The sequence below is a fragment of the uncultured Sphaerotilus sp. genome (genome assembly GCF_963924895.1).
In the GTDB taxonomy this organism is placed as follows: Bacteria; Pseudomonadota; Gammaproteobacteria; order Burkholderiales; family Burkholderiaceae_C; genus Sphaerotilus.
Map to the genome: position 1 here is coordinate 34,556 of NZ_CAWURG010000037.1, position 13,413 is coordinate 47,968.

A 13,413-nucleotide genomic window follows, 5' to 3' on the forward strand; every position below is an offset into this window, starting at 1 on the left:
CTGTGCGCTGAACGTAAAGTTCGGTGGAGGGCCGCGGCGGTGCGCCTCGGGCTTGATCTGGATCAGGCCGGCAGGGCCATGTTGGCCGCGCCGACGGCCGCCCGCGGAGCCAGCACGACCTGCCCGCGCCCGGCCCGCTTGGCTTCGTAGAGCGCCGCGTCGGCACGGCGCAGCAGGTCGTCGAGCGACTGGTCGTTCGGGCCGCGTGCGGCCAGGCCGGCGCTGTATTCGAGCAGGAAGCCCAGTTCCTGCTCCGACTGCAGGCGCAGGCAGTGGCGCAGGCGCTGGTCGAACGAGAGCGCCTGCCCTTCGCGGGTGTGGGTCAGGATGACGCAGAACTCCTCGCCGCCGTAGCGGCCGGCCAGATCGCCGCCGCGCAGCTCCTCGCGCAGCAGGCGGGCGAGCAGCTGCAGCGCGTGGTCGCCCTTGGCGTGGCCGTGGGCATCGTTGACGCGCTTGAAGTGGTCGATGTCGAGCATGACCACCACCAGGGGATGGCCGTAGCGGCGTGCGTCGGCCAGTTGTGCTTCGGCCCGCTCCGTCCAGGCGCGGCGGTTGAGCAGCCGGGTGAGGTCGTCGGTGATGGCCTGGGCCTGCAGTTCGCGCTCGGCTTCTTCGCGGTAGGCCATCAGGATGGCGGCGGTCGTCAGCACCAGCGAGAGGTTGCTGACCAGCGCCGCGGCCTTGTTGACCGGGTGCGGCGCGGTCAGGAAGGGGTAGGACGCGGTGAAGAAGGCGCCGAGGATGCCGCGCCAGAAGGTCACGGTCGCGGTGGCGCCCATGCACAGCCCGATCAGCGCCCGCCAGCGCCAGCCGGTTTGGCTGTGCCGGCTGACGGCGAGCACGATCGCCAGCATCTGCGTGCCCAGCACACCATTGGCCAGTCCGACGCGCCAGGGGTAGTTCTCGAAGCCGAACCCGTAGCCGAGGGTCATCAGCACCGTCAGGGTCCACATCGGCCAGGCCTGCTGCGGGCGCCCGGTCCACAGGCCGATCGAGCGCCAGAGCAGTACGAGGCTGGCCGACATCCCTGCCATCGCCAGCACGGAGCAGACCTGGTCTTCCCACTGGTTGCGCCAGAAGGTCGAGAGCACCAGAAAGAACCACCCGCCGGCCTGCAGCACGGTCGACAGCACGGCCTGGCGTGCGGCCGGTCCGACGCGCCAGCCCATGATGGCGGGCAGGGCCAGTGCCACGGCGAAGACGTTCACCGTGAACACGACCATCAGGGTGCGGACATCCAGCTCCATTTACTGGAACGCGACTTCGGCGAAGCTGCGCAGCTTGCGGCTGTGCAGGTGGTCCAGGCCCTGGTGGCGCAGGATCTCGATGGCACGGATGCCGATGCGCAGGTGCTGGTCGACCCGCTCGCGGTAGAAATGGTTGGCCATGCCGGGGAGCTTGATTTCGCCGTGGAGCGGTTTGTCGGAAACGCACAGCAGGGTACCGTAAGGAACCCGGAAACGGAATCCATTGGCCGCGATCGTGGCGCTTTCCATGTCGAGTGCCACGGCACGGCTCTGGCTGAAGCGGCGCTCCGGACCCGGGTGCGGCAGCAGCTCCCAGTTGCGGTTGTCGGTGGAGGCCACGGTGCCGGTGCGCATGATCTTCTTCAGCTCGTAGCCGGAGAGCTGCGTCACCTCGGCCACGGCCTGCTCCAGGGCGACCTGGATCTCCGCCAGCGGCGGGATCGGCACCCACAGCGGCAGCTCCTCGTCGAGCACGTGGTCCTCGCGCACATAGCCGTGGGCGAGCACATAGTCGCCGAGCTGCTGCGTGTTGCGCAGGCCGGCGCAGTGGCCGAGCATCAGCCAGGCGTGCGGGCGCAGCACGGCGATGTGGTCGGTGATGGTCTTGGCGTTGCTGGGGCCGACGCCGATGTTGACCATCGTGATGCCGCTGTGGCCGTGGCGCTTGAGGTGGTAGGCCGGCATCTGCGGCAGGCGCGGCGGCGGGGCGCCCAGCTCGTCGCCGGCTTCGGCGGACAGGCCGGCGCGGCGGGTCAGCACATTGCCCGGCTCGACGAAGGCGGTGTGTTCGCCGTTCTCGTCCGCCATCAGCTCGTGGCCGAGGCGCACGAACTCGTCGATGTAGAACTGGTAGTTCGTGAAGAGCACGTAGTTCTGGAAGTGCTCGGGCGCGGTGCCGGTGTAGTGGCGCAGGCGGTGCAGCGAGTAGTCGATGCGCGGCGCGGTGAAGAGCGCGAGCGGGTGGCGGGTGAGGCCGTCGGCGCTGGGGTGGGGTTCGTGGCTGCCGTTGGCGATGCCGTCGTCCATCGCGGCGAGGTTGGGCAGGTCGAACAGGTCCCGCAGGCGCGAGCGGCGCTCGGGCGGCATGTTGCCTTCGATGTGGTCGTGCTCGGCAAAGCTGAAGTGCACGGGGATCGGCTGGTTCGACAGGCCGACCTCCAGCGCGACACCGTGGTTCTTCAGCAGCAGCTTGAACTGCTCGCGCAGGTAGTGGCGGAACAGGTCTGGCCGCGTCAGCGTCGTCTCGTAGACACCCGGGCCGGCCACGAAGCCGTAGGACAGCCGGGAGTCGGCGCGCTCCACGGTGTCGACCCTGACCCGCACGAACGGGTAGCAGGCGCGCACATGGGCCATGCCTTCCTGTCCGCCGACAAAGTCCTTCAGCGACTGCCGCAGGTGGGCGATGCCCGAGTCATAGATGGCCTTGGCGTGCGCGAGCGCGGCGTCGGCGTCGGTGAAGCTTTGGGTGTTGATGACGGTGCGTGGCATGGGTCATTGTCCACGCAGCGGCCGGATTGTTCCAGTTCCCGCGAGGCGTCAGAGCCTGCCGAGCAGTTCCGATTTCTTGGCCGCGAATTCTTCCGCCGTCAGCAGACCCTTGGACTGCAGATCGCCCAGGCGCTCGATGGCGGCGAAGATCGCCGTGGCGTCTCCAGCCGGGGGCGCCGTGGCCTGGGAGGACGGCGCGTTGAACGCCGGTGCACCGTGGGCGGGGGCCGGTGCGGGCGCGGCGATGGGCGCGGCCTGCACCTCCTGCCCGTTGCGCAGCACCACCGGCAGGCTGCCGAGGTTCACCGTGCCGTACTGGCTGGAGAAGGTCATGCCACCGCCCGAGCCCTGCTGCTGCGAGAAGCCGCCGATCTGGTGGTCGAGCGTGTCGTAGACCCAGACGTCGCCGCCCGTGTCCACCGCCAGCCGGCGGCTGTTGGCGAAGTAGGCGTAGCGGGTGTTGTTCTGCGCGCCGGTGGCATTGGGGCTGCCCAGCCAGGCGGGCCACCACGTCACCGCCGCCGGTGCGGGCGGGACCAAGTCGCTGCGGCTGGCCAGCAACTGGCTCAGCTCGCTGCACAGGCTGTCGACGCGGCCCTTCAGCTGGTTGTTGAACATGTCGCCCAGCATGGTCATGCCGCCGCGCATCCACTGGCCGGAGCCACCGAACTCCCAGTGGCTGAACTGCGCCATGCTGCCGTTGCCGTTCCAGACGGCCCACAGCATGTGCGTGACGGCCTCGGGGCTGAAGCCGTGGCGGGCGGCGATCTGCTGGACGGCTTGCTGGCCGGCGTCGGTGAGTGACTGCATGGTGGTTCTCTGGCTGGAAGGTGGTCTGGTCCGCAGACTAGCAGACGCCATGCCAGATTCCGTGACAGCCTCCGCAGCAGGGCTCAGAGCGCGTTCAGCGGGATCTTCAGGTAGGAAATGCCGTTGTCCTCGGGCGGCGGCAGGTGGCCGGCGCGCATGTTGACCTGCACCGAGGGCAGGATCAGCACGGGCATGTCCAGCGTCGCGTCCCGCGCCTGGCGCATCGCGACGAAGTCCGCTTCGGCGATGCCGTCGTGCACGTGCACATTGGCGGTGCGCTGCTCGGCGACGGTGCTCACGTGCGCCAGCGGGCGACCGCCGGGGCGGTAGTCGTGGCACATGTAGAGCTTCGTGTCGCCGGGCAGGGCCAGCACGCGGCGGATCGAGCGGAACAGCGTGGCTGCATCACCGCCGGGGAAGTCGCAGCGCGCGGTGCCGTAGTCGGGCATGAACAGCGTGTCGCCGACGAAGGCCGCGTGGGCATCGCCGTCTTCCACGAGGTAGGTCATGCACGCCGGCGTGTGGCCGGGCGTGTGCATCGCCGTGGCGCGCAGACCGCCGATGGCGAAGGTGTCACCATCCCGGAACAGGTGGTCGAACTGGCTGCCGTCGCGGCAGAAACCGGGCTCGGCGTTGAACAGGGTGCCGAAGGTCTTCTGTACCGTGGTGATCTGCGCGCCGATGGCGATCTGGCCGCCGAGCTGCGCCTGCAGCCACGGGGCTGCCGAGAGGTGGTCGGCGTGGACATGGGTTTCGAGCAGCCACTGCACCTGCGCGCCGAGTTCCCGTACGCGGGCCACCAGCCGCGCGGCGCCGGCCGTGCGGGTGCGGCCGGACTTGGGGTCGTAGTCGAGCACGCTGTCGACCAGCGCGCACTGGCCGGTGGCCCGGTCGAGCACCAGGTGGCTGAAGGTGGACGAGGCGTCATCGAAGAAGGACTCGACCTGCAGGCGGGAGGGGGTGGCGGTGGCGGCGGTGTTCATACCGCCATTCTATATACCTGTCAGGGTATGTCGCGGTGCTTGGCCGCACGCGGGGACAGGGCATTGGGGAAATACAGCGCGGTCAGGCTCTTGCTGTGCACCGGCGAGTAGCCGCGGCCCTCGCTGCCCTGGGCAGTTTCGGTGTAGCGGCGCCAGTCGCGCACCCAGTGCAGGTGGTCGCAGACGTCGAGCAGCCCCATCGTCTCGCGGTCGCCGACCAGCACGCCCTGCACCCGGAGCCCGAAGCGCGCGCGGGCGTCATCCAGCCGCGCCAGCGTCGCCGGCATGCAGCCGAACTCGCCGTCGCTGACGATGAGCAGATCGGCCTGCTGCCAGCGCGCCTGGTGGACGCGTTCGATGGCGTGCTCGATCGGCGTCTGCACATCGGTGCCGCCGTCGAAGCTCTGGCCCATCAGGTCCATCAGCGCCTGCAGGCCGGCGGGACTGAGGTCCAGATCGCGCTCGATCACCTCGTCCGGCCCGCCGAAGGCGATCAGCACGCAGCCGCGCCGCTCGGCGTGCGCGGCGCGCAGTGCGGCGATGACGACGGCCTTGGCGATGGTTTCCGGGGCGCCGCGCATCGAGCCGGAGGTGTCCAGGCAGAGGATGAACGGCCCGCGGGCGCGTGGCTCGGGCTGCGGCGGCGTGGCGCTGGTGCGGGGTGGGGCGGCGGGGTCGTGGCGCCAGTCGGTCAGCACGGCCTGCGACTCCCAGCTCAGCAGCCGCGACTCGGCATGGCGCGCCTGCCACAGCCGCTTGAGCACCGGGTGGCGCAGCATCACCGCCTCGCTGGCCAGCATCCGCTCGATCCGGCCCGAGAGGTGGATGCCGGTCAGCTCGCCCGGCATGTTCGGCAGCCGCGTCTCGACCGCGCGCAGGCCGTGCACCGGGCGGCGGTCGGGTTCGGGCGCGATGGCGGGTGCGGGCAGGCTGGCGTCGTGGCGTTCGCTGCGGCCGAGCTGGCGGATCAGCTCGGCGAGCTGCGGCAGCTTCTCCAGCCACGCGGCGGCGCGGCGGGCTTCGGCCCAAGGGCGCGAATGCAGGTGGCCACGCAGGTCGTCCCAGCGCAGCGCGCTCAGGTCGCCCAGGCCCTGCAGCAGCACGAAGTGTTCCTCCCAGCCCTGCGTCTCGATCTGCCAGGCGCCGCGGAAATCGTCCACCACCTGCGCGATGGCGGCGGCGCGGTCGAGGCGGGGCTGGTGGTCGGCGATGCGGTCGAGGTGCCACAGCAGCGTGCGCAAGACCTGCTCCGCCAGCGCCGGCGCACTGCGGCTCAAGCCCGGCAGGCCCAGTTCCCCGACCGCCGCCCGCAGCGGCTCGGCCGCCTGCGCATCGCCAAAATCGGCGTCGGCGGGCGGCAGGTCGCCCGCCAGCAGCGCCTGTTCCCAGCGGCGCGTGTCGAGCAGCCGGGCCTCCGCAGAGCCGACGCTGGCGATCAGCGCCGGCAGCCAGAGCGTGCGGGGCAGCGGGGCGAGGTGGTGGAACGGCGGGTCCGCCGATGGCAGCGGCGTCACGCTAGAGCGCCACGGGTTCCGGTGCCGGCGCGGGGGTTGCGTCGGTCGCGGGGGTTTCGACCGGCAGCGCAGCGAAGCCGGCGCGGGTGGCCTCCAGCCGGGCCAGCAGACCGTCGAGCGTGGCCAGCGTGTGGGTGTGGGCGCCGAGCAGGCGCTCCAGCACCGGGGCCGGCACCCACACGCGGTCGCGCAGCCGGTCGGCCAGCGCTGTCGCGGCCTGGTGCACGGTGTCCCAGTGCCGCGCGGCGGGCTGGGTGATCTCGTCAAGCTGCGCCAGCCGGGCGGCGATGTGGACCGGGCTGTAGCGGCGGCGCGTGTGCGCTTCGAGCGACTCGGTCATCAGCCGGGCCATGCCGCCGTCGTCCTGGCTGCCGCTGATGGCGCGGGCCAGCGCCAGCTTGCCGGCGGTGCCGTCGTCTTGTTCGGCCTCGGCGCTGCGTTCGAGTTCCCACTGGTGTTCGAAGGCCTCGACGGCGCGGGTCAGCCACGGCGCGTCCTGCGGCACGGCACCGGCGATCTCGGTGTCGAACCACTGCGTCAGCTTCGGCACCAGCTCCGGCGTCGGGCTGGCCACGAACGGCGCCAGCCACAGGTCGAGCGCGTCGACCTGCGCCCGGCCCTCGGTGGCGGCGGCCGTGCGCATCAGGCCGACCCACAGCCGCCAGCGGCGGTCCGACAGCGTGATCTGCTGGTCACCGAGCCAGCGGCGCAGCGCCCGCAGCGCCTCGACCGCCTCGACGCTCAGCCGCACCTGGGCGCTGGCGCGGGTGATGTCGGCCCGTTCGGCGGCGGTCAGCGCCTCGGTGGGCGTGGTGTCGTCGTCGGTGGTGGTGAGCCGCAGCAGGGCCTCGAAGCTGGCGTCGCTGACGGGCGCGATCGGCAGGCGCACCAGAAAGCGGTCGTGGAAGGCCTGCAGCGCCTCGTCCGCGGGCACCTCGTTGCTGGCGGCGATCACGCTGATGAGCGGCGTGCGGGTGCGGCCGACGCCGTTGTCGAACTCGCGCTCGTTGAGCAGCGTCAGCAGCGCGTTCAGGATGGCGGAGTTCGCCTTGAAGACTTCGTCGAGGAAGGCGATGCCGGCGGTGGGCAGGAAACCGGCGGTCAGGCGCTCGTAGCGGTCGTCCTCCAGCGCCTTGAGCGAGAGCGGGCCGAACAGCTCCTCGGGCGTGGAAAAGCGGGTCAGCAGGCGCTCGAAGTAGGGGGCGCCCTCGAAGACGCGGTGCAGGCGCCGCGCCAGTTCGCTCTTGGCGGTGCCGGGCGGGCCGATCAGCAGGATGTGCTCGCCGGCCAGCGCGCCCAGCAAGGCCAGACGGACCTCGGTGGCGCGTTCCAGCAGACCGGATTCCAGGGTGGCGAGCAGCCCGCGCAGGCGGTCCGGTGAGGGCAGATGGTCGGGGGCAGGGGCGTCGTCGGCACGGGTCATCCGGGGATTGTCGGCGCCTGCTGTTGCGGCCGCAATCCGGATCATGGCGGACGCTCCCCGGGGTCAGGCGGTCACCAGGTCGTGTCCACGAACCGGTGCGGATCCAGGATCGCCACATGCGAGCCCGCCAGATCCAGCGCCCGCGGCAGCAGTTCGATCTGCACGCGCCGGCTGTCGGCCAGCACTTCGCCATCGACGCGCAGCGACATCGGCTGCTCGCTCTCGACCCGGAGCAGGCGGCCCTGCCGGTGCGGCACCGGCGCGGCGGCCGAGGGCAGGCCGAGCGGGCGCAGGGGCCGCAGCCAGCGCATCCAGCGGCCTGCGCCACCGACGACCACGGCGTCGAAGCGTCCGTCGTTGAGCTGGACCGGGAGGCCCTCGGGCGTGCTCCACTGCGGCAGCGTGTTGCAGAGCAGGACCCGCCGCGCCGTGCCCGTGGGCAGGCGCTGCCCGTCCACCCACACCGACCACCCGGCGGCGCCGTAGCGCCCCAGCCCGCCAGCACGGTCAACCCGCACCTGCGAGATGAAGTGGGTGACCGTCTCGCCGGTGTCCAGCAGCCCGACATCCACCGGCCCGGTCGCCGAGCGCAGCGCGAACACCAGCGCCTGCGTCCAGCTCAGTTCGTCCAGGCCCAGCGTGCGCGCCAGCAGGTTGTGCCGGCCGGCCGGCACGAGGCCGACCTTCAGCCCCCCCTTGAGCAGCGCCGGCAGCAGGGCATTGACCGTTCCGTCACCACCGATCAGCACCACCCGGGTGCGCGGCGCGAGGATGGTCAGCAGCGCCCGGGCTTCGTGGATGCTGTCGGGCATCAGCAGCGACACCCCCGGCGCGTGGCGCATCAGCCAGGCCGCGATGGGGCGGCGCAGTTCCGCCGCGCGGCCCGCACCGGCCCCCGGATTGAGCAAGGCGACGGCGGTGGACGGCGTCACCGGGTCCGATCAGTAGGTGTAGACACCGCGTCCGCTCTTGCGGCCGAGATAACCGGCAGCGACGTACTCCTTCAGCAACGGGCAGGGCCGGTACTTCGAGTCGCCGAACTGCGCCAGGTAGACCTCCATCACCGCCAGGCACACGTCCAGGCCCACCATGTCCGCCAGCGCGAGCGGACCGATGGGCTGGTTGCAGCCGAGCTTCATGCCGGCGTCGATGTCCTCGGCCGTGGCCAGACCTTCCGACAGGACGAAGAACGCCTCGTTGATCATCGGCACCAGGATGCGGTTGACGACGAAGCCGGGCGCGTTCTTGACCGTGATCGGCGACTTGCCCAGGCGCACGGACAGGTCCTTGACGGCGGCGTGCGTCGCGTCCGAGGTCTGCAGGCCGCGGATGATCTCGACCAGCGCCATCATCGGCACCGGGTTGAAGAAGTGCATGCCGATGAAGCGGTCGGCGCGTTTCGTGGTCGCGGCGAGCTGGGTGATCGAGATCGAGCTGGTGTTGGTGGCGACGATCACTTCCGGGGCCAGCAGCGCGTCGAGCTGGCCGAGGATGCGGATCTTCAGCGCCTCGTTCTCGGTGGCGGCCTCGATGACGAACTGGGCGGCGTTCAGTGCGGCGTAGTCGGTCGAGGTGGTGATGCGGGCGAGCGCGGTGGCCTTCTGCTCGGCGGTGAGCTTGTCCTTCTTGATCAGGCGATCAAAGCTGCCGGCGATGGCGGCCAGGCCCTTGCTGACCGCCGCGTCGCTGATGTCCACCATCACGACATCGATGCCGGACTGTGCGCAGACCTGCGCGATGCCATTGCCCATGGTGCCGGCGCCGATGATGCCGACGGTCTGGATGGTCTGGGTGGTCATGGAGTGTTCCTTTTCGGGGTGGTCGATCGGCCAGTGGCTGGCGCGTCGAGGATTGTTCATTCAGAGGCCGCCCGGATTTTGCATCGGGCCGGCGCAGCCACAGTTCATAGAATGACGCCCTTGTCCGCGAGACCACCACAACAGCCATGACCGACGCCCTGAACGCCCTCTCCAAGTCCTTTGAGCCCGCCCCGATCGAAGCCCGGTGGGCGCCGCAGTGGGAGGCCAGCGGTGTCTACGCGCCGACGCTGGACCCGGCGAAGCCCAGTTTCTGCGTCCAGTTGCCGCCGCCGAACGTGACCGGCACGCTGCACATGGGCCATGCGTTCAACCAGACCATCATGGACTCGCTGACGCGCTACCACCGCATGTCGGGCGACAACACGCTGTGGGTGCCCGGCACCGACCACGCCGGCATCGCCACGCAGATCGTCGTCGAGCGCCAGTTGCAGGGCCAGGGCGTCAGCCGCCACGACCTCGGCCGCAAGAACTTCGTCGCCAAGGTCTGGGAGTGGAAGCAGCAGTCCGGCGCCACCATCACGCAGCAGATGCGCCGCATGGGCGACTCGGTGTCGTGGGAGCACGAATACTTCACGATGGACGACAAGCTGTCCAAGGTCGTGACCGAGACCTTCGTGCGCCTGTTCGACGAGGGGCTGATCTACCGCGGCAAGCGCCTGGTGAGCTGGGATCCGATCCTGAAGTCGGCGGTGTCGGATCTGGAGGTCGAGAGCGAGGAGGAAGACGGCTCGCTGTGGCACATCCGCTACCCCATCGACGGCTCGGACGAGTCGCTGGTGGTCGCGACGACCCGCCCGGAAACCATGCTCGGCGACACCGCCGTGATGGTTCACCCGGAAGACGAGCGCTACACGCACCTGATTGGCAAGCAAGTGCGCCTGCCGATCACCGGCCGCCTCGTACCGGTGATCGCCGACGACTACGTGGACAAGACCTTCGGCACCGGCGTCGTCAAGGTCACGCCCGCGCACGACCAGAACGACTACCAGGTCGGCCTGCGCCACCAGCTGCCGATGCTGACCATCTTCGACCTGGAAGCCAAGGTCAGCGCCCATGAAGCCACCGACATCCCGGCCGAGTACGTCGGCATGGACCGTTTCGCCGCCCGCAAGCAGCTCGTGGCCCGCTTCGAGGCCGAGGGCCTGCTGGTCGAGGTGAAGAAGCACAAGCTGATGGTGCCGCGCTGCGCCCGCACCGGGCAGGTGATCGAGCCGATGCTGACCGACCAGTGGTTCGTCGCGATGACCAAGGCGGGGGCCAACGGCAAGTCCATCGCCGAGGAAGCCATCGAAGCGGTGGACTCGGGCGACGTGAAGTTTGTGCCCGAGCAGTGGGTCAACACCTACAACCAGTGGATGAAGAACATCCAGGACTGGTGCATCTCGCGCCAGCTCTGGTGGGGCCACCAGATCCCGGCGTGGTACGGCGAAAGCGGTGAGCTGTTCGTCGCCCGCAGCGAGGACGAGGCCCGCGCGAAGGCGACAGCCGCGGGCTACACCGGCGCGCTGACCCGCGACGAGGACGTGCTGGACACTTGGTACTCGTCGGCGCTGGTGCCGTTCAGCACGCTGGGCTGGCCCGAAAAGACGATCGAGCAGGACCTCTTCCTGCCGTCGTCCGTGCTGGTGACCGGCTACGACATCATCTTCTTCTGGGTCGCCCGGATGATCATGATGACCAAGCACTTCACCGGTCAGGTGCCGTTCAAGCACGTCTACATCCACGGCCTCGTGCTCGACGCGCAGGGCAAGAAGATGTCCAAGTCCGAGGGCAATGTGCTCGACCCGGTGGACCTGATCGACGGCATCCAGCTCCCGGCCTTGCTCGACAAGCGGACGCAGGGTCTGCGCAAGCCGGAAACCGCACCCAAGGTCCGCAAGGCCACCGAGAAGGAATTCCCGGACGGCATTCCCGCTTACGGGGCTGATGCGCTGCGTTTCACCTTCGCGGCAATGGCGACGCTGGGCCGCTCGGTCAACTTCGACTCGAAGCGGTGCGAGGGCTACCGTAATTTCTGCAACAAGCTGTGGAACGCGACCCGCTTCGTGCTGATGAACACCGAGGGCCAGGACTGCGGCCTGATGGAGCACAGCAAGGCGGATTGCGCGGTCGGCGGCAAGGCGCACGGCTACCTGCGCTTCAGCCAGGCCGACCGCTGGATCTCGGGCGAGCTGCAGCGCGTCGAGGACACGGTCGCCCGGGGTTTCGCCGACTACCGGCTGGACAACGTTGCCAACGCCATCTACCAGTTCGTCTGGGACGAGTACTGCGACTGGTACCTCGAAATCGCCAAGGTCCAGCTCCAGGTCGCCAAGGACGCCGGTGACGAGGCCGCCGCCCGTGGCACGCGCCGCACGCTGATCCGCGTGCTGGAGACGACGCTGCGCCTGCTGCACCCGGTGGCGCCGTTCATCACGGCCGAGCTGTGGAACACGGTGGCGGTGGTGGCCGGGCGCAAGGCGGCGGATTCCGCCGAGACGGTGGCGACGGTGGCCTACCCGAAGGCGCAGCTGGAAAAGGTCGATCCGGTGGCCGACGCCTGGGTCGCGCGGCTGAAGGAGCTGGTCGGCGTCGTGCGCGCGCTGCGCAGCGAGATGGGCCTGTCGCCGGCCGAGCGGGTGCCGCTGCTGACCTTCGGCGATGCGGACTTCATCGGCTCGGCCGCGCCGGTGATCCGCGCGCTCGCCAAGCTCGGCGAGGTGCAGGTGATCGCCGACGAGGCGGCATTCGCGGCCGCGACCGAGATGGCGCCGGTGGCGGTGCAGGGCGCGGCGCGGCTGGCGCTGAAGGTCGAGATCGACGTGGCCGCCGAGCGCGAGCGTCTGGGCAAGGAAGTCGCCCGCCTGAGCGGCGAGATCGCCAAGGCGACGGCCAAGCTGGCCAACGAGAGCTTCGTGGCCCGCGCGCCGGCCGCGGTGGTCGAGCAGGAACGGGCGCGGATCGCGTCGTTCAGCGAGACGCTGGCGAAGCTGCAGACGCAGCTGGCGCGCCTGGGCTGATCCCGTCGCGCAGCACCGGCGGGGTGTTCAGGCCCTGCCGTGCACCGGTTCGCACCGTGGCGGGTGCGCGGCGCAGCACGTCGTGCAGCTGCCGCGCCACGCCCCAGGCGCTGCGCAGGCGCGCCTCGCGGGTGTAGGCCGCCAGCCGGGGGGTGGTCTGCAGGCCGGTGGCGCCGTGCAGCGGCTGTCCGGGGGCGAGTGGCCCGGGGGCGACGCTGTCCAGCCAGGCGGCGGCCAGCCGGCCGCTGTTGAGCATGTCGGCCAGCACCGCCTCGTCGAACAGCTCGATCGGCGCCACGCTCACCAGCACCTGCCCCGGCTTGCACCACGGCAGGATGCGGTCCCCGAGCAGCCCGACATAGCGGCTGTAGAGGGGCAGCTGCACGCACACCGCGTCCGACTGCTCGAACAGCTCGCGCAGGCTGACCGGCTGCACGCCCCAGCGGCTCCAGTGCGCGCTGTTGGCGTGCAAGGCCGGGTCGTAGCCGCGCACCTGCGTGCCCAGCGCCTGCAGCACGGTGGCGAGGCGGCGGGCGCCGGCGTCCATGCCGACCAGACCGACGGTGCAGTGGGCCAGCTCCCGGCCGACCACCCGGTGTGGCGCTTGAGGATTCGGCCGCAGCAGGGTCAGCAGGGCGCCGAGCATGAACTCGGCCTCGGCCGGGGCGCTGGCCTCCGGGCTGCGCAGCACGGCGACACCGGCGCGGCTGCAGGCGTCCAGATCGATGTGTTCCTGACCGCCCACGACCCGGCCGATGGCGCGCAGCAAGGGTGCGCGCGCCAGCACCCGGGCGTTGACCGGGATCTGCGCCGGCAGGATCACCGCACGAGCCTGTGCCAGCGCCTCGGCGAAGCGCTTGCGGTCCTCGGTCAGCCGCGGGGCGTAGTGCAGCTCATGGCGCGTCTGCAGCCATTGCAGCACCTCGGCTTCCAGGGGTTCGGCAACGAGCAGGTCCATGATTTCGTGAGAGATGTACAAGGGCTGATGTTAAACAGTGGTGCCGTGGCTTAGCCCCCCCTGATCACGCGCCGGAATGTCACTTTCCCATGCCAGAATTGAAGCAGTCGACGCAGTTTTTGCGTCCTATAAGACAAATTAGAGCGTCACTTCAACTGCATTTCACAG

Annotated in this window: 10 protein-coding genes; 1 reads left to right on the plus strand and 9 read right to left on the minus strand. The window is 70.1% G+C overall.

The window, feature by feature from the left end:
- Positions 1-62: 62 nt before the first annotated feature.
- The 8 genes from AABN02_RS13600 to AABN02_RS13635 form a co-directional block, all read right to left on the minus strand.
- On the minus strand, positions 63-1,250 hold the full coding sequence (locus tag AABN02_RS13600; protein WP_338415469.1) for a GGDEF domain-containing protein: 1,188 nt from the start codon (positions 1,248-1,250) through the stop codon (positions 63-65).
- On the minus strand, positions 1,251-2,738 hold the full coding sequence (locus tag AABN02_RS13605; RefSeq protein WP_338415470.1) for an AMP nucleosidase: 1,488 nt from the start codon (positions 2,736-2,738) through the stop codon (positions 1,251-1,253).
- A 48-nt stretch (positions 2,739-2,786) separates the two neighbouring features.
- Positions 2,787-3,548 carry an SHOCT domain-containing protein gene (locus AABN02_RS13610; RefSeq protein ID WP_338415471.1) on the minus strand — a complete coding sequence of 254 codons (762 nt, stop codon included), beginning with the start codon at positions 3,546-3,548 and terminating at the stop codon, positions 2,787-2,789.
- Positions 3,549-3,631: 83 nt separating this feature from the next.
- On the minus strand, positions 3,632-4,531 hold the full coding sequence (locus tag AABN02_RS13615) for an MBL fold metallo-hydrolase (protein WP_338415472.1): 900 nt from the start codon (positions 4,529-4,531) through the stop codon (positions 3,632-3,634).
- 20 nt (positions 4,532-4,551) lie between these two features.
- A complete protein-coding gene (locus tag AABN02_RS13620) occupies positions 4,552-6,045 on the minus strand; it encodes a VWA domain-containing protein (protein WP_338415473.1) in 1,494 nt (497 codons plus the stop codon).
- 1 nt (position 6,046) lies between these two features.
- Positions 6,047-7,468, minus strand: a complete 1,422-nt coding sequence (locus tag AABN02_RS13625) for an AAA family ATPase (RefSeq protein WP_338415474.1) — start codon at positions 7,466-7,468, stop codon at positions 6,047-6,049.
- 71 nt (positions 7,469-7,539) lie between these two features.
- Positions 7,540-8,400 carry a diacylglycerol kinase family protein gene (locus AABN02_RS13630; RefSeq protein ID WP_338415475.1) on the minus strand — a complete coding sequence of 287 codons (861 nt, stop codon included), beginning with the start codon at positions 8,398-8,400 and terminating at the stop codon, positions 7,540-7,542.
- Between the two features lie 9 nt (positions 8,401-8,409).
- Positions 8,410-9,267, minus strand: coding sequence for a 3-hydroxybutyryl-CoA dehydrogenase (locus AABN02_RS13635; protein ID WP_338415476.1), 858 nt, complete (start codon positions 9,265-9,267; stop codon positions 8,410-8,412).
- Between the two features lie 146 nt (positions 9,268-9,413).
- Here AABN02_RS13635 and AABN02_RS13640 point away from each other — a divergent pair, with 146 nt between their 5' ends.
- The gene (locus AABN02_RS13640; RefSeq protein ID WP_338415477.1) at positions 9,414-12,287 is read left to right on the plus strand and encodes a valine--tRNA ligase; all 2,874 of its coding nucleotides are present in this window, start codon (positions 9,414-9,416) and stop codon (positions 12,285-12,287) included.
- Here the strand turns inward: AABN02_RS13640 and AABN02_RS13645 are convergent.
- A complete protein-coding gene (locus AABN02_RS13645; protein WP_338415478.1) occupies positions 12,238-13,245 on the minus strand; it encodes an NAD(P)-dependent oxidoreductase in 1,008 nt (335 codons plus the stop codon). The genes AABN02_RS13640 and AABN02_RS13645 overlap by 50 nt on opposite strands.
- Positions 13,246-13,413: the final 168 nt, after the last annotated feature.

Bases quoted from the DNA above. Each gene is read 5' to 3' on its own strand.
- AABN02_RS13625 (WP_338415474.1), bottom strand. From the start codon at position 7,468: ATGACCCGTGCCGACGACGCCCCTGCCCCCGACCATCTGCCCTCACCG.
- AABN02_RS13640 (WP_338415477.1), top strand. From the start codon at position 9,414: ATGACCGACGCCCTGAACGCCCTCTCCAAGTCCTTTGAGCCCGCCCCG.
- AABN02_RS13635 (WP_338415476.1), bottom strand. From the start codon at position 9,267: ATGACCACCCAGACCATCCAGACCGTCGGCATCATCGGCGCCGGCACC.
- AABN02_RS13615 (WP_338415472.1), bottom strand. From the start codon at position 4,531: ATGAACACCGCCGCCACCGCCACCCCCTCCCGCCTGCAGGTCGAGTCC.
- AABN02_RS13605 (WP_338415470.1), bottom strand. From the start codon at position 2,738: ATGCCACGCACCGTCATCAACACCCAAAGCTTCACCGACGCCGACGCC.
- AABN02_RS13610 (WP_338415471.1), bottom strand. From the start codon at position 3,548: ATGCAGTCACTCACCGACGCCGGCCAGCAAGCCGTCCAGCAGATCGCC.
- AABN02_RS13645 (WP_338415478.1), bottom strand. From the start codon at position 13,245: ATGGACCTGCTCGTTGCCGAACCCCTGGAAGCCGAGGTGCTGCAATGG.
- AABN02_RS13600 (WP_338415469.1), bottom strand. From the start codon at position 1,250: ATGGAGCTGGATGTCCGCACCCTGATGGTCGTGTTCACGGTGAACGTC.